At 28.2% G+C, this 21980-nt stretch carries 18 protein-coding genes and 1 riboswitch; of the genes, 6 read left to right on the top strand and 12 right to left on the bottom strand.

Annotated elements, in window-relative coordinates; all coding sequences use genetic code 11:
- The 8 genes from IC174_RS15485 to IC174_RS21430 form a co-directional block, all read right to left on the bottom strand.
- Nucleotides 1-2401 (bottom strand): cell wall-binding repeat-containing protein (locus tag IC174_RS15485; protein WP_227483337.1); only part of this gene is annotated, 2401 nt, incomplete at its 3' end.
- A 472-nt stretch (nucleotides 2402-2873) separates the two neighbouring features.
- Nucleotides 2874-4259: a sensor histidine kinase gene (locus tag IC174_RS15490; RefSeq protein WP_227483338.1), complete on the bottom strand. Its 1386-nt coding sequence runs from the start codon at nucleotides 4257-4259 to the stop codon at nucleotides 2874-2876.
- Nucleotides 4252-4899, bottom strand: a complete 648-nt coding sequence (locus IC174_RS15495; RefSeq protein WP_227483339.1) for a response regulator transcription factor — start codon at nucleotides 4897-4899, stop codon at nucleotides 4252-4254. Before IC174_RS15495 ends, IC174_RS15490 begins: the two co-directional genes overlap by 8 nt.
- Before the next feature lie 480 nt (nucleotides 4900-5379).
- Nucleotides 5380-6219 (bottom strand): PTS system mannose/fructose/sorbose family transporter subunit IID, encoded by an 840-nt coding sequence (locus IC174_RS15500; RefSeq protein ID WP_227435256.1) that lies wholly within the window; start codon nucleotides 6217-6219, stop codon nucleotides 5380-5382.
- 24 nt (nucleotides 6220-6243) lie between these two features.
- Nucleotides 6244-7002, bottom strand: coding sequence for a PTS mannose/fructose/sorbose/N-acetylgalactosamine transporter subunit IIC (locus IC174_RS15505; protein WP_227435258.1), 759 nt, complete (start codon nucleotides 7000-7002; stop codon nucleotides 6244-6246).
- Nucleotides 7003-7045: 43 nt separating this feature from the next.
- Nucleotides 7046-7519: a PTS sugar transporter subunit IIB gene (locus IC174_RS15510; RefSeq protein ID WP_227483340.1), complete on the bottom strand. Its 474-nt coding sequence runs from the start codon at nucleotides 7517-7519 to the stop codon at nucleotides 7046-7048.
- A 28-nt stretch (nucleotides 7520-7547) separates the two neighbouring features.
- Nucleotides 7548-7964, bottom strand: coding sequence for a PTS sugar transporter subunit IIA (locus tag IC174_RS15515; protein WP_413927196.1), 417 nt, complete (start codon nucleotides 7962-7964; stop codon nucleotides 7548-7550).
- Between the two features lie 54 nt (nucleotides 7965-8018).
- Nucleotides 8019-9071 carry a galactitol-1-phosphate 5-dehydrogenase gene (locus IC174_RS21430; protein WP_227483342.1) on the bottom strand — a complete coding sequence of 351 codons (1053 nt, stop codon included), beginning with the start codon at nucleotides 9069-9071 and terminating at the stop codon, nucleotides 8019-8021.
- A 397-nt stretch (nucleotides 9072-9468) separates the two neighbouring features.
- Here IC174_RS21430 and IC174_RS15525 point away from each other — a divergent pair, with 397 nt between their 5' ends.
- A complete protein-coding gene (locus IC174_RS15525; protein ID WP_227435267.1) occupies nucleotides 9469-10149 on the top strand; it encodes a phosphoribosylaminoimidazolesuccinocarboxamide synthase in 681 nt (226 codons plus the stop codon).
- Nucleotides 10150-10419: 270 nt separating this feature from the next.
- Here the strand turns inward: IC174_RS15525 and sugE are convergent, their stop codons facing one another.
- A complete protein-coding gene (gene sugE / locus IC174_RS15530) occupies nucleotides 10420-10740 on the bottom strand; it encodes a quaternary ammonium compound efflux SMR transporter SugE (RefSeq protein WP_227435269.1) in 321 nt (106 codons plus the stop codon).
- Between the two features lie 72 nt (nucleotides 10741-10812).
- Nucleotides 10813-10918: riboswitch (guanidine-I (ykkC/yxkD leader) on the bottom strand.
- 217 nt (nucleotides 10919-11135) lie between these two features.
- On the opposite strand from sugE, the gene IC174_RS15535 reads away from it, so the two are divergent.
- Nucleotides 11136-11963, top strand: coding sequence for a carbon-nitrogen hydrolase family protein (locus tag IC174_RS15535; RefSeq protein WP_227435271.1), 828 nt, complete (start codon nucleotides 11136-11138; stop codon nucleotides 11961-11963).
- Nucleotides 11964-12074: 111 nt separating this feature from the next.
- Here the strand turns inward: IC174_RS15535 and IC174_RS15540 are convergent, their stop codons facing one another.
- Entirely contained in the window at nucleotides 12075-12857 is a 783-nt protein-coding gene (locus IC174_RS15540) for an EFR1 family ferrodoxin (RefSeq protein ID WP_227483343.1), read from the bottom strand.
- Between the two features lie 263 nt (nucleotides 12858-13120).
- Between IC174_RS15540 and IC174_RS15545 the strand changes: the two genes are divergently transcribed.
- Complete coding sequence (locus IC174_RS15545; protein WP_227483344.1) at nucleotides 13121-13795, top strand: response regulator transcription factor; 675 nt, start codon at nucleotides 13121-13123, stop codon at nucleotides 13793-13795.
- Complete coding sequence (locus tag IC174_RS15550; RefSeq protein WP_227483345.1) at nucleotides 13783-14943, top strand: sensor histidine kinase; 1161 nt, start codon at nucleotides 13783-13785, stop codon at nucleotides 14941-14943. Before IC174_RS15545 ends, IC174_RS15550 begins: the two co-directional genes overlap by 13 nt.
- Nucleotides 14944-15285: 342 nt before the next feature.
- Here IC174_RS15550 and IC174_RS15555 read toward each other — a convergent pair whose 3' ends face one another.
- The gene (locus tag IC174_RS15555) at nucleotides 15286-17274 is read right to left on the bottom strand and encodes a sensor domain-containing diguanylate cyclase (protein WP_227483346.1); all 1989 of its coding nucleotides are present in this window, start codon (nucleotides 17272-17274) and stop codon (nucleotides 15286-15288) included.
- 593 nt (nucleotides 17275-17867) lie between these two features.
- On the opposite strand from IC174_RS15555, the gene IC174_RS15560 reads away from it, so the two are divergent.
- Both IC174_RS15560 and IC174_RS15565 read left to right on the top strand, forming a co-directional pair.
- Nucleotides 17868-18536 (top strand): ABC transporter ATP-binding protein, encoded by a 669-nt coding sequence (locus IC174_RS15560; RefSeq protein ID WP_227483347.1) that lies wholly within the window; start codon nucleotides 17868-17870, stop codon nucleotides 18534-18536.
- 2 nt (nucleotides 18537-18538) lie between these two features.
- A complete protein-coding gene (locus IC174_RS15565; RefSeq protein WP_227483348.1) occupies nucleotides 18539-21013 on the top strand; it encodes an ABC transporter permease in 2475 nt (824 codons plus the stop codon).
- A gap of 354 nt (nucleotides 21014-21367) precedes the next feature.
- Here IC174_RS15565 and IC174_RS15570 read toward each other — a convergent pair whose 3' ends face one another.
- On the bottom strand, nucleotides 21368-21883 hold the full coding sequence (locus IC174_RS15570) for a hypothetical protein (protein WP_227483349.1): 516 nt from the start codon (nucleotides 21881-21883) through the stop codon (nucleotides 21368-21370).
- Nucleotides 21884-21980: the final 97 nt, after the last annotated feature.

Here is a 21980-nt window from a genome sequence, read left to right on the forward strand (position 1 = left end):
TTCCTATACTTGTTGATTCTATATCATTTGCACTACTAGCTGTCGCTAATTCTATCTTATATTCTTGTTTAGTTGTTCCATCTTCTGCTGTTATCTCTATTACCATAGTTGATGTTACTTTAGTAGTACTTTGATTTTCTACTGCACTTCCACCTGTTGCATCTAATATCTCAACACTTGCTCCTGATGATGGTGTTATTGCATTTTTTAGCTCACTTACTTTTGTTGACACTGGAACACCTGTTACTTTTTTATTCGCTTCATCTAATGTTCCTATACTTGTTGATTCTATATCATTTGCACTACTAGCTGTCGCTAATTCTATCTTATATTCTTGTTTAGTTGTTCCATCTTCTGCTGTTATCTCTATTACCATAGTTGATGTTACTTTAGTAGTGCTTTGATTCTCTACTGCATTTCCACCTGTTGCATCTAATATCTCAACACTTGCTCCTATTGATGGTTTTATTGCACTTTTTAGTTCACTTACTTTTGTTGACACTGGAACACCTGTTACTTTTTTATTCGCTTCATCTAATGTTCCTATACTTGTTGATTCTATATCATTTGCACTATTATCCACCGCTAATTCAATTGTATAATTTTGTGTTGTTCCATTTTCTGCTGTTACTCTAATTATCATAGTTGCTGTTACTATCGTATTTTCTTGATTTGTTACTTCACTACCACCTATTTTATCTAATATCTCAACGCTTGCTTTTGGTGATACTTTTAATCCAGATTTTAATTCACTTACTTTCGTTGTTTTATCTATTCCTGTTACCTTGTGATTTAGCTTGTCTAAGGTACCTATAACTGTAGATAATAGCTCTTTAGCACTACTTTTTGATGAAGAAGAACCTCCTCCATGTGAACCTCCTCCACTTGATGAACTTCCTCCTGATGAGTTAGAACTTGGATTATTTCCACTTATAGATGGAGAATTATCTCCTTTAACAGTACTTATTGTACCCTTATTATCTATAGTAGTACCTTTAGAATTATTTGTAACTGTAGTTATCTTACCACCATTAGTTACTTTTATTTGACTTGCTCCAGATGCTACTGTTAAACTACCAATCTCACCTTTTGAATTATTTTCTATCTTAGCTCCATTTTTATCATTAACTTTTAAATTAGTTATTTTTCCATAGTTAACGAAAGTTCCATCTTTAACATCATCTATAACTACATCATCTACTTTTGCATAGTTGTTTACATCCCCATTAGGCATGTTGATAGTTACAGTCTTTGTATATGTACCATTTAAATTCACTGTTACTGCTTTGTCAGTTTGTATTGTAAATGCTTCTTTAACTTCACTAGTTGGTTTAAAGTTTATAACATCATTAGCAGTTGCTTTATCTACAGCTGACTTTAATTCAGCAATTGTTTTAGCTTCAGATGTACTTACTTCTTGTAATGATTTAATTTCATTAAATGCTGTTTCATTACCATTTCCACCAACCTTAGTTATTTTATCAAAACTCTTAGAGTTAACTAAAGTTTTTTGTGAAGCTGATAGATTTTTTCCAACTAAAACTACTGGTGATTGGTTTTTAGCTCCTAATACACCTACTGCTAATGCATCTATAAGTTGGTCTTGTTTAGCCATACCATCTTTAGTTACATATGCATTTTTTAAATCTGTCTTTTTATAGAATTCTTTTACTACTTTTGCATTTGTATCATTTCTATCTGTTCCACCTAATCTTGTACTATTTGGTAGTTTATTTTTTACAGCTTCAGAAACTGAACTTTCCCCACCTATTACATAAGATTGAGTTATTCCTGCATCTTTTATAAATTTATCTGCAACTGCTGTTCCATTTTTAGAGTCAGCAAGTATTACTGGCATATTATTTTGCGCAGCTGGAGCACCCACACTTACTGCATCTGCAAGCCCTTTTTCACCATTAACTACAGCTATTTTTTTAACATCACTTACTGCATCTAATCTCTTTGCTAACTCTAAAGATGTTTGGTATCTCTCTGCACCAGATATTCTTTCAAAAGATATTTTTAAATCTTTTATTTGTTTTTCTATATTTGCACTTAGTACAGAAGTACCACCTATTAGATATACTTTCTTAGCTTTTAGTCTTTGTAACTCTGCTTTTGTCTTATCATTTAATTTATCTTTACCTGTTAAAAGTATAGGAGCATTTTTTGCCTTTGCAAATGGTGTTGCGGATAGAGCATCTGCTATAGATGAATCATTTACTATTACTACCTCATCAGCATTTTTCCATCCATCTTGGCTTATTTTTACAGCAGTTTCATATCTCTCTTGTCCTGTTAAATTTGTTGCTACTGTTTGTGCACTAGCTATACCTGCTGTAGAACTTCCAGCTATCATAGTAACTGTAAGCATAGCAGCAATCTTCTTTGGTATTTTCATTATATTTCCCCCTTGTCCATTAGTAGTACCTAATTGTTTCGTTTTGTTCCCGTTTTAATTCTAAGGGATACTTAAAGACTAATTTTAAAGAGGTTTTCTAACTATAATGATTTTATAATTAATATATAATTTATTTATTATTTTCTTATATTATAGTTATTATAAAGGAATGCGTAGATTTTCTAATTGATTGAAAAATTAGTAAATTTTAATTTTAAGGTGAGTTTGATTTTTATGTTAATGAATTGTTGTAAAATAGTAGGTTTTATGTAAAAAAAAGTAGCTCTTAGAATTAAAAGTGCTACTTGTTTTATAAATAAATTTCATTATTTATGCTTATTATGATTATATATTAAATAACCAATTTTATCCATATGAAAAACAAATTAATTTGATATTTTTTAAATTATTTTTTATATTTATATTTTATTTTGTTGTATTTTTACGAGACAATATAAAAATAGTATAAAGCTTATATAAAGATAATATAAAATTCTATCTTTCCATCACAAATTTCAACCTTATATCTAAAATTATTTTCTTCAAGTATAGTCTTAACTATTGTAAGACCAAGACCAGTACCTGAAAGTTCTTTACTTCTTGACTTCTCTAAGACATAAAAAGGCTTCCATATATCATCAATATCATCTTCTCTATCATAATCTATTCCATTTTTTATAGATAAAATAATCTTATCCTTATCTCTAAAAAGATTAATCTCTATATCATTATCACTAGTATACTTTATTGCATTACTAATCAAATTATTAAGTACCATATCTATACTATCTTTATCAGAATTTATTATAAGATTTTTATCTTCTATATCGCATTGAACACTTATATTATCCTTAGATATCAATAATTCATAATTTTTTAAATTCTTAAGCAGTCTTTCCTTTAAATCTACTTCACACAAACTAACTTCTTTTTTCTCATATTTAGCCCAATATAAAAGAGTATTTATTGTATTAGACATATTTTCTGCCTGTTCAATTATTGTATCTGTATAAGTACCATCATCCAAACCATCTTTCATACCTATAGCATATGCTTTTATAAGTGCTATTGGAGTTTTCATTTCATGAGATGCATCAGATATAAAAGATTTTAAATTTTCATTTCTTTTATTTAATTCATTGTGTGCCTTTTCAAGCTTTACACTCATTATATTTATGCTATAAGCTAACTCCTCTATTTCATCATTCGTTTTTATGGCCTCAGTTCTAAAATTTAACTCAGATATATCCTTCGATAAAAGCTTTAACTTTTCCATAGGTCTTATAATTCTGTTTGACAGTATAAATGTAAGTATAGTTATTATAATTACTGAAAATATCCCCATTATTATATTAAATCTATTTACTATACCAATTGTTTCTTCTGAATGTTCTATTGGTATAGATATAGCAAATAAATAATTATCCTTTTTCATAAACTTTACTAGTAGACTATATTTGGTTTTTCCCTGATTATATATTTTATTAATACTTTTATTGTCAATATCTTTTAAAACACTTCCTTCAATCCAAAATTTATTTAAGCTCAAACCTTTATTCCAAAAAGCGTCTAGCAAATCTTGATTTATTTTATCCATACTATTTTTATTTTTGTAATTTTTATCTAATGTTACATATACAATGGCTGTATTACTTTTTTCTTCAATTAATTCAATATTTGACTTTAATTTATTAATATCCTTATGTTTTATTTCATTTTCAATGTTGTTCAATACATTTCTTTTTTCATGTAAATAATACCTATGAATAAACATACTATTTATAGCTATAGATATTATATAAACAACTACAACTACTATTGATATACTTATAGATAACTTCTTATTTAGTTTAGTCATCAAAATCCTCCAGACTATACCCTAATCCTCTGTAAGTTTTTATTATATCTTCTCCTACTTTTGTTCTCAGTCTTCTTATATGAGTATCTACTGTTCTAAAATCTCCATCATAATCCAATCCCCAGACTAAATCTAAAAGTCTTTCCCTAGATAAAACTATTCCTTTATTATTAACTAAGCAATGCATTAATTCCAATTCTTTTTTAGTCAATAGTAGTTCATCATTACCTTTAAAAACTTTATTTGACTCAAAATCTATTTTTAAATCTCTTATATTAATTGTATCTTTATAATTTACCAATTTCTTAGCCCTTATTATTAAGACTCTAGGGTCAAATGGCTTTTTAACATATTCATCTGCACCTATATTGAGTGCCTCGATTTCATCTTCGCTTTGACTTTTAGCTGTCAACATAAGTACCTTTGTGTTACTATTTTCCTTTATCTCTTTACAAACCTCTATTCCATCAATTACTGGCATCATCCAATCCAGTATTGCTAAATCTATTTTATTTTCATAAAAAACATCTAAAGCCTCTTCCCCATTTTTTGCAGTAAATACATTGAAGCCTTCTTTTTTAAAATAAGCACAAAGTATCTTAATCATACTCACTTCATCATCAGCAATTAATACATTCATATATTCACATCCCTAAATTTATTATATTTCATATTATATCCATTGTTTCAATTATATAAAATATATGTTACAAGAAGTTTACAATTATTACTAAATACCAATATAAAATAGAGTACAGATAAGCTTTAATACTAAATTTATAAATTTAAACACATAGTTAACTCTGCAAAATTTTTAAATATAATTGTTACTCTCTAAATATTAATATAAAGCAGAAACCTACAAAATAACTCTTCTATATAAAATTAATATTTTTATCCAATCCCATAAGATTTTATACATAAATAAAAAAGTATCTCACCTATGATTTAAAAATCATTTTGAGATACCTTTTACAAAATTATATATTCTACACTACTTATCTAAGCTTAAAGCTTAAATCTTAATCTATTAATAATCTAATTTACCCTAATTGCTATTGTATTTTATAGATATAGCCAATTTATCTAAAATCCTCATCAATACATCATATGCATTTATTTAAAATAATCCTAATATACCTGTAATAGCACCTACCACTATCAATATACCCATTATTTTTATTGGAGAAAGACCTTTCTTTAAAGCAAAGAGTACCAATAAAGTAAGTACCAAAGGAATTAATCCTGGAAATATCTTATCAAGTAAATCTGTCTGAAGACTAAATTTAAAATCTCCACTAGTATAACTTATTGGTGTAGATAAATTAATAAATCTACCTACTAGTCCGCCCATAACTAAAGTCCCTAGTATCGAAGCACCTTCTATAACTTTATTTACTATTCCACCCTGAAGTATACTTTCAACAGCTTTTTTACCATACTTGTATCCATTTGTCCACATTCCAAATGAAATTGAGGTCATTATTATATATTGAGCCAATACAAATAATATCGGTCCTGCAATTGATGCTCCTCCCTCAGTTAAACCAATACAAACAGCTAATACTATAGGTGTTATAACTCCTTGAGTTAAAGTATCTCCAATGCCTGCCAATGGTCCCATTAAACCTGTCTTTATGGCATTCATACCATCACCACTTATTTCATCTGCACCATTAGCTTTTTCTTCTTCCATAGCTATTGTTATTCCATGTATAACACATCCACATATAGGCTCTGTATTAAAAAATGCCAAGTGAGTTTCTACTTCTTGCTTTAACTCTTCTTTATCTGGATATAACTTCTTAAGTACTGGTAACATTGAATGTGAAAATGCTGTTGATTGTAATCTTTCATAATTGTAGTTAGATTGTGCAAAGAAAAACCATCTTAGCCATGACTTTATCACATCTTTTTTGCTTAACGTTTTCTTAGCTACTTCACTTTTTGTATCTGACATAATTTTTTCCCCTTTCTTATATATTTAAGATGTCGCACCATCTTTTCCATATTTAATTGAAGTAATTGTAAGAGCAAGTATTACTCCAATAACAGATATTACTATTATATCTACTTTAAAATAAACAGCCATTAATATACCTAATATGAAAAATGGCATAGTAAACTTATTTCCAATTAATTTTAAGTTCATAGCAATTCCTAACGCTGGTAACATAGCTCCAATTACATTGAATACATGTAACACATTATCATTCATTACTTCTAACATTCCATCTATTGCATTTGGCCCAAAATAAACAACTAATAATGCTGGTATAAAACTCATTACAAACAATAGTATCTGAGGTGGAACTATATTTATAAATGCTACTTTATCTATATTTCCTTTTTGAACCTCTCTATCTGCCCAGTGTGCAAAAAAAGAATTGACTGTCATTTTACCTATCCAAAGTACAGTTGCAACAGTACCTAATGGAACAGCTATTGCCATTGCAGTACTTACATCCAAATTAGATGCTATAGCTAAAGCAGTCCCCACATATCCTGCAAAAGCTGGGTCTCCCATTTGAGCCCCTCCTGCTGATATGAATCCTAAATATATCATATTTATACCTGCACCTATAATTGCTCCTTGAACTGGGTCTCCTAGTATAATTCCTGTTACAAATCCAGCTAATAAAGGTCTATTCCATGTAAAAAATCCAACATAAGTTAGCCATGGACTCCAAGAAAGATAATAAAAAATTGCTATTAAAACTGCTTGAATTAGTGAAATTTGCATGTTCTTCCTCCTTATTTAATTTTAAATATTTACAAAATAGGTCTTACAACAATGTTCCTACATCAATTTTCTTTGCATCTGGAACTATTTGTATAAAACACTTAACATTCTTTGATATTAACTCCCTAAATATTTCTTTCTCTTCATCTGATACTGATATATTCTTATAAAAACTTTTTCTTCCAAGACCAGCACCCATACCCCCAACATTTAATTCTTTTAAATCTACTCCATTATTTACTAGACCTAAAACAGTTTTAGGATATTTAACTAATACTATTAAATTTTCATCTCCATCATATGATTTTAAAACTTCAGCACCTGATTCTATATCATGCACTTCAACCTTAACAGTTGAAGGTGCTGCCATTTGTAATACTTGAACTATAAAAGGGTCTTTTACAACTAAATCATCTACTATTACTATCCTCTTTGCTGATGTAATCTTACACCAAGCAGTTATAACTTGCCCATGTATTAATCTATCATCAATTCTTGTTAATGCTATATTGCTCATAATAATTCCTCCAAAATTTTAATTTATTTTATATATTTAAAGCTGCTTTTACATCTTTAATTCCTGAAACTCCAACTTCTTCACATAAATTTTTTAAATCTTTTAATTTCATAGTATCTCTGTTTAAAAACAGATCTAAAAGCATAGGCAAATTTACACCTGTTAAACATTCTAATTCACATTCCTTAGCAAATTTATTTATTATAACAGCAGATGTATTGAAAGGAGTTCCTCCATAAAAATCAAGTAATACTAAAATACCTTCATCTTTATATTTTTCAATTCCATTTTCTAATTTTCTACTAAACTCATCTATACTGTCACCATGGTTTAATCCTAAAGTTTCTACTTTTTCTTGTTTCCCTACTATTAATTCAGCACTTTCTAACATTGCTTTAGCCATATTCCCATGTGCAGCTATAATTATTCCTGCCATATGAATCATACCTCTCTTAACTTTTTTATATACATTATAAATTACTATCTTTATTGCTCTACCTTAATTAGCCACATTAATCATTATCTTACCAAAGAAAATGTCTCTTTTGTATATTTTTTCAAAATAATCTGGCACTTCATCTAAATTTATTCTGTGTGTCACCAATTTCTCAACATTCATGTCACCTTTTTGCATATGATACAAGCCAGCACTCCATTCTTTTCCTGGAAATGGAAATGAATTTCCAAACCAAGTTCCTTTCACAGTTAGCTCACTTCTCACTATCTTCTCAAATTGTTCTCTGCTTAAAGCTACATCTCCATATGGTACTCCTGCATACAGTACTGTCCCACCTTTTTTGGCTAATAATAATACCTGACCACATGTCATTGGAGTTCCTGCTGATTCAATAACAATGTCTGCTCCAGCTCCATTAGTTAATTTTTTTATCTCTTCTACAATATTTTTTTCTTTTGCATTTATACAAATATCTGCTCCTAATTCCTTCGCTAATTCTAATTTCTCATCAAATACATCTATAGCCACTATTTTTGTAGAACCAAATATTTTTGCCCATTGTATTGAAAATAAGCCTATTGGCCCTGTTCCAAGTACTACAACAGTATCTCCTACCTTAGTTTCTGACCTAAAAAGTCCATGCCCTGCTATACACACTGGTTCTAAAGCAGCAGCCGTTTCATAACTTATTTCTTCTGGTATTTTTATCAAATTTCTTTCCTTTACCTTTGTATATTCAGCAAAACATCCTCCAAGCTCTTTATTGCCTATTATTGCTACATTATTACATCTTGAATACAACCCTTTTTTACATTCATCACATTCAAAACATGGCATAGCTGGACAAACAGCAACTCTATCTCCTATTTTAAAATCTTTTACTTCTATACCAACTTCTGCTACTTCTCCTGAAAATTCATGTCCTAAGATTTCTCCCACCATATGAGGGCCTGTCTTTGAGTATTTTGATATATCAGAGCCACATATACCAGCAACTTTTACTTTAACTATTACATCATCTTTTTCTAATATTTTAGGTATATCTGCATTCTCTACTCTTGTATCTCTTACACCATAGAACTTAACTGACTTCACATTAACCACCTCTATTGTTTATTTTATTTAGATATATACTCATCTTTTTTATGTAAAATATATAGAGCAATTTTTATGCCAACATTTGTAAATATAGTTTTCATGCCATTTATCACACTGTTATTATATGTGTGTCAAAGTGTGTCAAAAAATTTTCCTACAAAAACTTATGTGTGTTAATACAAATGACACTCACTTTCTTTCTGAGTACTTTTCTAAAATTTTTCATAAAATGTACTTTTTTTATTATTTTTATAAAAATGTTCGGAAAAATTCTCTATTTTTGTGATATAATATTAAATATAAGGCATCAATATAGATTTTTATACGAATACCAGAACTTTTTTGACACTAATGCCTTATTCAATATAATAATTTAATATTTTGGAGGTTGTTTATGAAAAAAGTGTATCAAGGAAAGACTAAAGATGTTTTTGAATTAGATAATGGAAATTTCTTACTTAAATTTAAGGATGATGTAACTGGCAAAGATGGTGTATTCGATCCAGGTGAAAATACTGTAGGGCTAAGCATAGATGGAATTGGTAAGGCTAATTTAGAAACATCTGTTAAGTTCTTTGAAATTCTAAACAATGCTGGAATTAAAACTCATTATGTAAGTGCTAATTTAGAAGATGCAACTATGGAAGTGTTACCAGCAAAAGTTTTTGGTAATGGATTAGAAGTTATTTGTCGTTATAGAGCTGTTGGTAGTTTCTTACGTCGTTATGGTTCATGTGTTGAAGAAGGAGCTAAGTTAGACTGTTATGTAGAAGCAACTTTAAAAGATGATGACCGTTGTGACCCACTTATAACATCTGAAGGTTTAGAAGCTTTAAATATTATGACTCAAGCTCAATTTGATTCAATGAAGAGTATGACTCAAAAAATTTCTAACATAGTTCGTGATACTATAGCTGAAAAAGGACTTGAACTTTATGATATTAAGTTTGAATTTGGATTCTACAATAATGAAGTAATATTAATAGATGAGATAGCATCTGGAAATATGCGTGTTTATAAAGATGGTGTAATAGTTGACCCTATGGATTTAACTGCTTTATTATTAGCAAAATAATTATACAGAATATATACATATAATTTTCAAATACAAATCTAATAAACTTATAAATAAAAACAAGCTATGAATCAGAAATTCTATAAAATATCAATTACTTTAAAACATTTTATAATTTCTAATTTCATAGCTTTTTTATTGTATTATTACAACATTTTATAATTTCTAACTTTATAGCATCTTTTATTCTGCTGATGCACTTAATTCCTATAAATTAGCTTCTATATTCTATAACTATCACCTCCTACTATTTATCCTAATTCATACTTATTAGTTACTAGATAATAATTTCAATCCTACAATCCCCACTACAATAAGACCTATACATAAAATTCTAGCCATATTAACTGGTTCATTTAAAAGAGCAATTCCTACAATAGCAGTTCCAACTGTACCAATTCCAGTCCATATGGCATATGACGTTCCAAGCGGAAGATGTTTAAGCGCCAATGATAAAAAATAAAAACTAACAATCATCCCAACAACAGTAAGTATACTTGGAGTCAACTTAGAAAATCCATGTGAATTTTTTAATTGAAATGCCCAAAAAACTTCAAATAGTCCTGCAATAAATAAAAATAACCATTTCATATAAATCATCCCTCTTTTCAAATAATATATCTCTTTTTTAGCAATAAAATAACCTGAGAAATATTATAAAATATCTCCCAGGTTTTTATCCTTCCGTGTTCACAACAAAATTATGTTGTGGGTTTTATCTTGGACCAGACCAATCATTAATAATTGCGGAACCCTATAAAACTCTAGTATTATTTTATTGTCTTTAAAATAATACTATCAACATAGGTAAAAAAAGTCAATATATTGATATGATATAAATTATAAGAGTATAAATTAAAATATATATCTATAGTAATTTGTACTCTTTGGTTATATAACATATTCAACTTACATATTTTGTATTTATATCTAATTTTTATTTAATATGTTATAATAACATAAAAATATCGAAAGGAGTAATTTTTATGAATTCCTACAAAATTGCAGTGTGTCAGATGATTACTACAGAAAACAAGATTGAAAATATTAATCATGCTGTAGAAATGGTAACAGAAGCTGCCAATAATGGGGCTAAAATTGTGGTTTTACCGGAAATGTTTAATTGTCCATATGAAAATAAATACTTTCCTAAATTTGCAGAAGAATATCCAGGTGAAACAACAAATACATTGAGTAAACTAGCCGAAAAACATGGTATTTATCTAATTTCTGGTAGTATTCCAGAGTTAGAAGATAGCAAAATCTATAATACTTGTTATGTATTTGATAAAAATGGAACTTTAATTGGAAAACATCGCAAAATGCACTTATTTGACATTGAAGTTACAGGAAAAGTTAGCTTTAAAGAATCTGATACTCTTACTGCTGGAAATGATGTTACTATAATAGATACTGAATATGGAAAGATGGGTATTGCTATTTGCTATGATATTCGTTTCCCTGAATTATCACGTTTAATGGCTCTTGAAGGTGCAGAAATCGTTATCTTGCCAGCAGCATTCAATATGACAACTGGACCTGCACATTGGGAATTATCTATCAGAATGCGTGCTTTAGATAATCAGATATTTTATGTTGGTGCTGCACCTGCTCGAAATAAAGATGCTTCTTACATAGCTTTTGGTAATTCAAGAATTTCAGACCCTTGGGGAAAAATTATAGCTCAGGCTGATGAAAAGGAATGCATTATCTATGCTGATATTGATAGAGATTTAATTCCTGACATAAGACAACAATTACCATTACTTAAACATAGAAGAACAGACTTATATGAACTTAATATTTTAAAATAAAAAATTATAAAACCCCCTAAATTAATTATTTAAAATATTTATGGGGTTTTTATTATGGTAATTATCCCAACTACTCTTAGTTACTAATTGATTAATAGTAGTCATTTTTTATTAAATATCTTTACTTTTCTCACTTATCATATCTTCCAACTTTATATTTGGATTATGGTATCTCTTTTTATTTTTAGTTACATCTTTCCATTGAATCGCTTGCTTAGGACACCAATGTACACATGCTAAACAATGTTCACAATTGTGTAAAAATTTCGGTCTCCCCTTTTCAACGTCTATATTATTTACAGGACATACTTTTGAACAAATACCACATTCTATACAGGTATTTTCAACTGAAAAATGGCTATCTTGACTTGCACAAGATGAAATATATTTTTTATAAAACTTCTTGTATATAAAATTTGTTTTGCCAATTTTATTACTTTTCTTATTTACAATATCTTCTGACACTTCATTAACCTTGATTTCTGCTTTTCTAAGTAAATTATCAATTTTTTTATCATCTTTTATTTTAAACTCACAAATGTAATTAGAAACCATCTGTATCCTTGAACCTAGATTTAGTCCATGACCCTTCTCTTTCAATAAAGCATCCACATCATGAAGCGCACTTCCACCTATCATGCCTCCACAAGTTACTACAGCAAAAATATATGGTTTATCACTTTTAATATTTAGATTTGATATAAATTTAGAAACAAGATTAGGTAACCCCCAAAAATATAGTGGAAATACAAATCCTATCATATCACTATTACAATCTACATCAGTTGTTTCACATATTCTAATTATATTTGCATTTATTTTATTCGATATACTCTCTGCTACACTTAGGCTATTTCCAGTTGATGTAAAATAATAAATAACTTTATCTTTCATAAAATACTCCTCCCAAGATGCCCTTTTGGAAAATTATTCATCTTTATATATTAAAATTAGAATACTCAAATAAAGACTATTAACTACATGCTTAAATTTTCCAATAATTAGACACTTGATTTATTTAGTATATAAAAATATACTAATTTTAATCATTAAAACTATTATATTTTTATGTAAATTTAATAATTTGAGAAATTCTTGAGATTTTTATACTAAAATAGAAGTTGTTTAAAAAGTTTTATTTAGAAAGGAGAATTTTTATGAACAGTAAAATACTTGTTGTAGATGACGAGGAAGGAATCACCACTTTATTAAAGGATTATTTTGAAATAAATGATTATGAAGTTTACACTGCTCAAAATGGAAAAGAAGCACTAGAAAAAATATCTAAAAATCCAGACATTATTCTACTTGATATAAACATGCCTGAAATAGATGGAATTGAAGTTTGCAGTAGAATTAGAAACTATATATCATGTCCTATCTTATTTTTAACAGCCAAAATTGAAAACAATGATAAAATTAATGGTTTTCGTGTTGGTGCTGATGATTATATTGTAAAACCTTTTGATTTAGAGGAACTTGGGGCAAGAGTCTCTGCTCACTTAAGACGCGAACAAAGAAAATCAAATCATACTAAAGTCAATTTTTATAAAGATTTAGTAATAGACTATGAAAAAAGGTCAATTTCCATTGATAATAACCAAGTTTCACTTTCAAAAAAAGAATTTGATATCGTAGAACTTCTCTCTACGAACCCTGGTCAAGTATTTGATAGAGAGAGAATTTATGATAGAATATGGGGCTATGATAAAAATGGAAATAGTGATGTTATAATGGAACATATCAGAAAAATACGAATTAAATTATCAAGATATACTCTTGAAAATTACATAGAAACAGTATGGGGAGCTGGTTACAAATGGATAAAATAAAAAATATGTCATTAAAAAAATCTTTTTTCTTTCTCACTCTATCTTCATTAATTATAGCATCAGTACTTACAACAGTCTCATACATTTTACTTAATTACATATATCACTCTATACAAGACAAATATTTACAAACTCCTTTATACACAGAAACTATAACCATAGTGCAAAATAATTTAAATCAATATAGTGATTTTGATAAAGTATTGATTAATATAATTAGCACACTTCAGCTTATACTCCCACTCGTATTTTTTATAGGACTTCTATTATTGGCTGATATAATTTTTTATAAGGTAAAATTAAAGATACCTATTGAAATACTTAATAAAGGAGCAAACGAAATATCCAATAATAACTTAGATTTTTACTTAGAATATAAGAGTAATGACGAATTAGGTAATCTGTGTAGTGCCTTTGAGAAAATGAGGTTGCAACTAAATAAAAATAATATAAAAATGTGGACTATGATAGACGATAGAAAACAGCTTAATGCTGCTTTTTCTCATGATTTAAGAAATCCTCTGACTGTTCTAAAGGGATACTCAGATTATTTAATAAAATACATGCCAACAGGAAAACTTAGTGATAAAAAAATTTTATCAACTGCACAACTTATGTCTGAACATATCAACAGAATTGAATACTATGTAAATAGTATGAGTAATGCTCAACGATTAGAAGAGCTAGTTATTACAAAATCTACATCAAGTATAAATGCTTTTGTAGAAAACTTAGATAGCAATATCTCTATTCTATCAAAACAAGCTGGAAAATCTTTTAAAATTACAAATAAAGTGGATAATATAAACGTATTATTTGATGAAAATATTATTCATAGAGTTATTGAAAATATAATATCAAATGCATTTAGATATGCAAAAAATAAAATATCTATACTTATATACCTTGAGCAAGAATTCCTTACTTTCGTAATTGAAGATGATGGTGTGGGATTTAGTGAAGAATCTATAAAATCAGCATTAAAACCTTTTTATAAAGATAAGACTTTAAATAATAACAACTTAAATTTTGGTATGGGTCTTTATATATCTAAAGTATTATGTGAGAAACATGGTGGCTCTATTTTTATTGAAAACAATCCAATTGGTGGTGCTAAAATTACAACAAAGTTCTCAACAAAAGACTAGAGGTACTTTAATTTTTAATCTAGATTTTCTTGTATAAAACATAATAAACTTTTAAGTTTTATTAAAATATACCCTATAGCGTACATTCTAATAAAAAGACGCAACCTTAAACATAAATATAATCTATCTGATTTTTTTAAATCAGATAGATTTACACAACACATTTCAAATACATAAAAATCTATTTCGCTAATTAAATTTAATTTTTATAATACAATAATAAATTTATCTGTCAATTAACTCAGTCCATCATCATTCAAATAACATACTAATGCTTCTGCTTAAATAACTTCTTTACTCTTTATGTATAAATTTATGTACAGATAAACTTGAAACTGTTTATTAAATATTTTTTTCTTTCAATCTATCTGAATCTTCTAATACATCAGTATTATGTCGATAGCGTCCTGTTGCACGATGGTTATGATAAAATTCTTTTTTATCAGCATACATGAGTTCGTCTGCAGTTTTTATAATGAATTGAATATTTTCACAATTTTCTTCCCATTTTGAACCAATGGCAGCTTTACATTCATCATTCATAAAATTATTCCTTAATTTTTGAACTTTTTCATTGAATTCATTCTCACTTATATCTATGCAAATAATTACAAATTCATCACCACCAATTCGATAGTAGGAACCTATTTCAAAGCTATTTTGAATGATTTTTGCACATGCTTTAAGCAACTCATCACCAGAATCATGTCCCAAATTATCATTGATTTCCTTGAGTCCGTTTACATCTAAATATACTACGCCAATAGAATTTTTTTCGCCCACAAGGTTATCAATATCGTGAATATAACGGTTTCTATTATAAAAAGAAGTAAGAGTGTCTAAATAACTTAAACGATAAAGAACTTCCTCATTTTCATTTCTATGCATTGCAATCACACTAAAATAACTAAGAGTTTCAAGAAATGTAGCTGCATTTTCCGTTAAGTTTATAGAGGGGTTATCAAGTCCAATACACCCATCTAATTTTCCATTACGCTCTAATGGAACCATGACCAGACGCTTAATTTTCTGTTGTAAAAGAATCTCATATTCAAATTCCATAGTCAATTTTAAGTCTTCTATATCATGAATAACTACATTGCCTCGCTTTTGAAACACATTGAGCCACATTGCAAAATCTGACTGTGGTAAATCCTGTAGGTTATCAATTTGTGGAATTATACCTTCTTTACACCATTCTGCAATATTAGATAGATTATCACCATGAAATAAGAAAATGTAGGCACGTTCAGCTAAAAACAAATTTCCTACCTGTTCCAATACATAATTAGTAGCATCTAACGTTTCATGATTGCGATAAAGTTCTCGAATACACTCAACAAGAACATTATCTCTCTTCAAACGGCTCTCTAGTTCAATTTTTTCATTAGTTGCTTCAGTAATATCAAATGCAATTTCCATTCTTGCTGTGCGGCCCTCCCACTCCATTAATCTATCTTTTAATAAGTAGTGGCGTTTAGTGATTGGGTTTGTATGTTCCCAAGTATAATTTTCATCCTTTTTTAGAATAGAATTCTGACAGAATGAACATGGAGAATCAAATCCCTGCAATACTTTATAACACTTCAAATGCTCTTCGTCATTGATATTGAAAGTTTTCTTTCCAGCTTCATTGACAAATAGCAAATCATAGGTATCAATGTCTGATATATACATTAGTTCTGTTATTTCATTTATAGGAACAAGCAATTCTTGCAACCTTTTTGATAACTGTTCGTTCTTTAGTTTATTCTCATTTTCAGCTTCAATCAATCTTCTGCGACGTTTATCTTGGCAGAAAGCAAAAACAGTACATAGCCCTGCCATCAATATAAACACTATATTAATATAAAACAATAAATTTCGAGCATCTTGAACGATTTTATCAGTATATACCTCTGCAGCCATTACTAACTGGTCCGCTAAGTTAAAGTAATCTTCACTCATCTCAAACAGTTTGTCCCCAGAACCTCCATCTCTATAACTCATGATTTCTACCTTAATATCTGACCAATCCTTTTTCATTTCTACTAATAATGATTGATACTCTTCACTTTCAAGTCTTATTAAATTAAGTTCAGCACTTCCATTAGAAAGCCCTGTTAGTATATCATCTAGGTGTGCAATCAAACTATCATCCTGTACATGAGCAAGTTCTTTTTTTATCAGTCTCTGTGTAGCACCACGGATAATACCTGTATAATTGATAACACGTGCATCTCCCTCAAGGTTGTTGATAGAACGAACTGACAATATACCTGTCAAAATTAGGGCAATGCTCAAGATAAGTGGAACTGCACCTATTCGCAGTTTTGCGAATACTATCTTCATATTGTATAGTCTTCCCAATATTCTATAGTCCTCCCAATATCTGGTTTAATTTTATGTTTACAATTATTATATCACAATAATAATCCATAACAGCTTTATATTTCAAAGCTACAGTTAATTTTATTAGTAGTTATCCTCCTCCTATATCAACCACTATGAACAAATAAAAATATTAAGTAAAAATGTTCATAGCAACTCCTACTTTATTTTGGAATCTTTTTCTTTAATAGTAAATTACATCCATTTAACCCTTATACCCCTACGAATTGAATTGTACTCAACAAATACCCTTAAATCTGCCTAGTTTTAATAAATTTTCTTTAAATATTTTCTTTAAACTAATTAAACTTCTCTAAGGAAATTTCATTTTAATTTTTTATTCTTATTTCTTTATTAAATTATAATTTCTATTGAGATTCAAAATAATAGATATAGATAAGTCTATCTATCTTATTTTTTAACACAGTATTTCAAATATATTTATATCCTTTTTGTCTATAATTTACTTTTATTTATATAATTGTATAAAAGTTGAGAGAAAATTGAGTTTTATGACTTACACTCTTCTTATACAAAAAAGGAGTGTGTTTTTTATGATTATAAAAGCAAAACAACTATCAAAAATATATGGTTCTAATAACAACAAAGTTATTGCATTAAACAACATTGATTTAGAAATAAACTCAGGTGAATTTGTTTCTATCATTGGACCTTCTGGAAGTGGAAAAAGTACACTTTTACATATCTTGAGTGGATTAGATAGTCCTACATCTGGGCAGGTATTACTTGATGGGAAAGATATGTATAAATATAGTGAAAAGGAACTTTCCACTCTTAGAAGAAAATGTTTTGGATTTGTATTTCAACAGTTTAATCTACTACCAGTTTTGACAGCTTCAGAAAATATTTCAATGCCTGTATTATTAGATAAAAGACAACCTGATAAAGAATACTTAAATGAAATTTCATCATTGCTTGGAATCTCAGATAGATTGCATCATCTTCCACATGAACTCTCAGGAGGTCAGCAACAAAGAGTTGCTATTGCTAGAGCATTAATTGCAAAGCCAAATGTAATATTTGCAGATGAACCTACAGGAAACTTAGACAGCAAAAGTGGTAGTGAAGTTATGAATCTTCTTATTAAAACATCAAAACAATTTAAAAAGACTCTAGTAGTAATAACTCATGATGATAGGATTGCAAAGCTTGCTGACAGACAGCTTTCAATAATTGATGGTGTACTTATGGAGGTGAAATAGTAATGAAGAATTACCTTTCACTTTCAATAAAAGAGTTAAAAAACCAAAAACTTATGACTACATTAATTGTTATTGCAATAATAATGTCAACTATAATGACAACTGTAGTAGGTCAATCAATTGGCATACTTCAAAACTTAAGAAAAGAGCAAGCTCGCTCTTTTAATGGTGATAGGCATGTATCCTTTCACCAACTCAATAAAACTCAAGTTGATAAACTAAAAAAGGATAATAGAATCTACCAAGCTGGTCTTTCAACAACACTTGGTACTAGTAAAATAAAGAATACAGGTATCTCTATACTTGTAAAAGAATACGATAAAATAGGACTTTCCAACTATCCAAAACTAATGAAATTAAAGTCTGGACATCTTCCTAAAAATAAAAATGAGATTGTCTTAGATGAAAATACATTACAACTCATGGGAATAAAACCAAAACTTGGTATGACTATTCCTATGGATTTAAATATCTCACTCTTAAATGATACAGAACAACCCTATGGTTATAAAACCAATTTTAAACTAAGTGGTATTTTAGAAAATGACTACACAGGCTATGCAAGTGGAATAGTAAATAGTGTTGTAGGTAAAGGTACATCAGAAAATCTATTACCTAAAAGATATGCTTTATCATCATTGGATTTTAAAATAAAGCAACAAAATAAATTTCAGGAAATTATAAATCAATTAGCCAAAAAAATCAATATTTCTCGTAGTTCAATTCAATACAACTGGGTTTATTTAAATACATTAGGAATTAACTTTGAAGGAGATAAAAACAGTTCCAATAGTGATAGTATGTCTATAATTATAATAATATCTTTATTTGTTGCACTCTTAGTACTACTGGCCTCTGGACTTGTAATCTATAATATTTTAAAAATTTCTGTTACAAAGAAAATCAAAGAGTATGGATGTTTAAGAGCAATTGGAGCTGAACCAAGGCAACTATATAAAATTATTATCTTACAAATTTTATTTTTATGCGCTATTGCTATACCTATTGGAGCTATAATTGGAATTGTTTCTTCTGAAAGCATAACTGAGATGGTTACGAATATTTTAAATCCAGATATATTTTTAGTAAATGACAGTAAACAAATGAGTGAGATTATACAGAGAAATTCAACAGCATACTTAATTCCACTATTATTAAGTGTTAGTATTTCACTAGTATTTTCATTTGTTGCGGCTTTACCATCAGCAATATATGCTTCACATGTTTCTCCTAAAATTGCTATGGCTGGTAGCACTATCAAAATCAAAAGAAAAATTAAGATTAAACGAGAAAAACCAATCAAAAACTTCGAAAGACATCTAGCATGGCTAAATCTAAAAAGAAATAAAGGTAGAACTATAATAACTATACTATCATTATTTATGAGTATAACAGTATTTGTTGCACTGAGTGAATTTTCTAATGTATTAGATGTATCCAAATCGGTTAGTGACTTAAAAAAAGGAGATTTTTCTTTAACAAATGAAGTGCCTGGCTTTGATAAATCTACGCTAGATAAAATAGTTAACATGAAAAATATCAATCGTACCTCTTTTATCAAATACTCTGAATATAAACAAGGGGAAATAAATACAGATATTAACTTTAAAAATGGTTCTGAAATGTTAAAAGTTATTGGAGTTGATGAACAAACTCTTAAAGAATTAATACCTTCTGTAAAAGATTCTTTATTGGAGGATTTCAAAAATGGCTCTCTATGTCTTATAAAAAATCCAATTGCTATTTCTACATCAGATACAAAATTTAAGGCTACAAATCTAAAACCAAAGGATAATATTACAATTAATAAAAAACAATTAAAAGTATACAATACTGTAGATAAAATGATTAATTTGCAGGGTAATGGTTGGTTAAATGGTATTGATGTTATTGTATATGATACTGTATATGACACCCTAACAAATAAAAATAGATTCAGTCAGATAAATGTTTATGCTAAAGATAAATCAAATTTAGAAGAAATAAAATTATCTATTGAACAAATTTGCAAAAACAATCCAGGTTCTCGTTGGATATCGTATATTGAATCAGACAACCAACTTAAAGAAAGTTTCAAACAAATACAATTTTTAGCATGGACTATTATACTATTTGTAGGTTTGATTGGTACTTTAAACATTATTAACACAACTCATACAAACATTAATACTAGAATTAATGAAATTGGAGTTAAGAGAGCTATTGGTATGAGTAACAGTAGTTTATACAAAATGTTTTTATGGGAAGGTTGTTATTATGGAATCTCTGCTTCTATATTTGGTTCAATTGCAGGATATGCCAGTGCTATTATAATAAACATGGCTACTATAGAAAAAATTGATTTTACTAATATCCCAATTGTTTCGATTTCACAAGCTACACTTGTTTCTATAGTTGCATGTATTATAGCCACTCTTATTCCTTTAAGGAGAATTAAAAAAATGGATATTATTGATTGTATAGATATTATAGAATGATAATAATAAATTAATATCTATAAATAAAACATAATAAATTATCTTTTTTAAACTATAATCCTATAGATTTTTTGATTATATATCTTTATGACCACAAATATTGCTATCGCCTTTATTTATGGTCTTTTTTTATGTTTTCATTTGGTGTATATTTACATATACTCTCGTATCTTGATATATTTTATTGTTTAAAAGTAGTAAATTAGCAAAAATAGTATATAAGTTTAATACAATTTGTAAAATCAAACGATTTTGAGAAAAATCACATTAATTGACTTTTAAATACACAGTTATCTATTTCTTTTGATTTTCTACAGTATGTCAGCTAGATTTAATTTGCCTAATTTAAAGTATTTATTCATCTATAAGATTATATTTCTTTATACATCTAACATAATTTGCTAATAAATAATAATTATTTATATCATCTTCATCTAATCCTTTAAATGTAGTTATTTCATCAGCAAGTTCACTACTACCTTCCACAAAAACACAACCTGTTTCAAATTCCATACCTACAACAATAGAACAACCACTATAAACTTCTTCTTGATTTTCATATAAAGTCTTTGCTTTTCCTTCATTTTGAATTGTAAATACAATAGGTTTCAATTCTTTATTGCTCGGTATCTTTTTTGAAAAAGGTTTGTTTAACTTAATATTATTAATGACTACATTTTTAAATTCTTCCGAAGCTTCTTCTTTTAGTGTATACTTTTGTTTCAAATATTCTACTAATTCCAAAATAGACTTAGCATTTACATTTAAAGTACTTCTATATTTTTCATATACAGCTTTCCATTCTCTAACTTTTTGTTGTGATACTTCCTGTGTATCTATATTTATTTTTCCTTCTGGCATTTTTTTCATATAAAATCTCCATCCAATCTTTATGTAATCTTATTAATACATTTCATTATAAAAACATTGATTTATTAATTTTAATATTTACATCGTACTTCTAAAA

The organism is Clostridioides sp. ES-S-0001-03, from assembly GCF_020676075.1.
GTDB lineage: Bacteria > Bacillota > Clostridia > Peptostreptococcales > Peptostreptococcaceae > Clostridioides.

Bases quoted from the DNA above. Each gene is read 5' to 3' on its own strand.
- IC174_RS15490 (WP_227483338.1), bottom strand. From the start codon at position 4,259: ATGACTAAACTAAATAAGAAGTTATCTATAAGTATATCAATAGTAGTT.
- IC174_RS15495 (WP_227483339.1), bottom strand. From the start codon at position 4,899: ATGAATGTATTAATTGCTGATGATGAAGTGAGTATGATTAAGATACTT.
- IC174_RS15500 (WP_227435256.1), bottom strand. From the start codon at position 6,219: ATGTCAGATACAAAAAGTGAAGTAGCTAAGAAAACGTTAAGCAAAAAA.
- IC174_RS15505 (WP_227435258.1), bottom strand. From the start codon at position 7,002: ATGCAAATTTCACTAATTCAAGCAGTTTTAATAGCAATTTTTTATTAT.
- IC174_RS15510 (WP_227483340.1), bottom strand. From the start codon at position 7,519: ATGAGCAATATAGCATTAACAAGAATTGATGATAGATTAATACATGGG.
- IC174_RS15515 (WP_413927196.1), bottom strand. From the start codon at position 7,964: ATGATTCATATGGCAGGAATAATTATAGCTGCACATGGGAATATGGCT.
- IC174_RS15525 (WP_227435267.1), top strand. From the start codon at position 9,469: ATGAAAAAAGTGTATCAAGGAAAGACTAAAGATGTTTTTGAATTAGAT.
- sugE (WP_227435269.1), bottom strand. From the start codon at position 10,740: ATGAAATGGTTATTTTTATTTATTGCAGGACTATTTGAAGTTTTTTGG.
- IC174_RS15535 (WP_227435271.1), top strand. From the start codon at position 11,136: ATGAATTCCTACAAAATTGCAGTGTGTCAGATGATTACTACAGAAAAC.
- IC174_RS15540 (WP_227483343.1), bottom strand. From the start codon at position 12,857: ATGAAAGATAAAGTTATTTATTATTTTACATCAACTGGAAATAGCCTA.
- IC174_RS15545 (WP_227483344.1), top strand. From the start codon at position 13,121: ATGAACAGTAAAATACTTGTTGTAGATGACGAGGAAGGAATCACCACT.
- IC174_RS15550 (WP_227483345.1), top strand. From the start codon at position 13,783: ATGGATAAAATAAAAAATATGTCATTAAAAAAATCTTTTTTCTTTCTC.
- IC174_RS15555 (WP_227483346.1), bottom strand. From the start codon at position 17,274: ATGAAGATAGTATTCGCAAAACTGCGAATAGGTGCAGTTCCACTTATC.
- IC174_RS15560 (WP_227483347.1), top strand. From the start codon at position 17,868: ATGATTATAAAAGCAAAACAACTATCAAAAATATATGGTTCTAATAAC.
- IC174_RS15565 (WP_227483348.1), top strand. From the start codon at position 18,539: ATGAAGAATTACCTTTCACTTTCAATAAAAGAGTTAAAAAACCAAAAA.
- IC174_RS15570 (WP_227483349.1), bottom strand. From the start codon at position 21,883: ATGAAAAAAATGCCAGAAGGAAAAATAAATATAGATACACAGGAAGTA.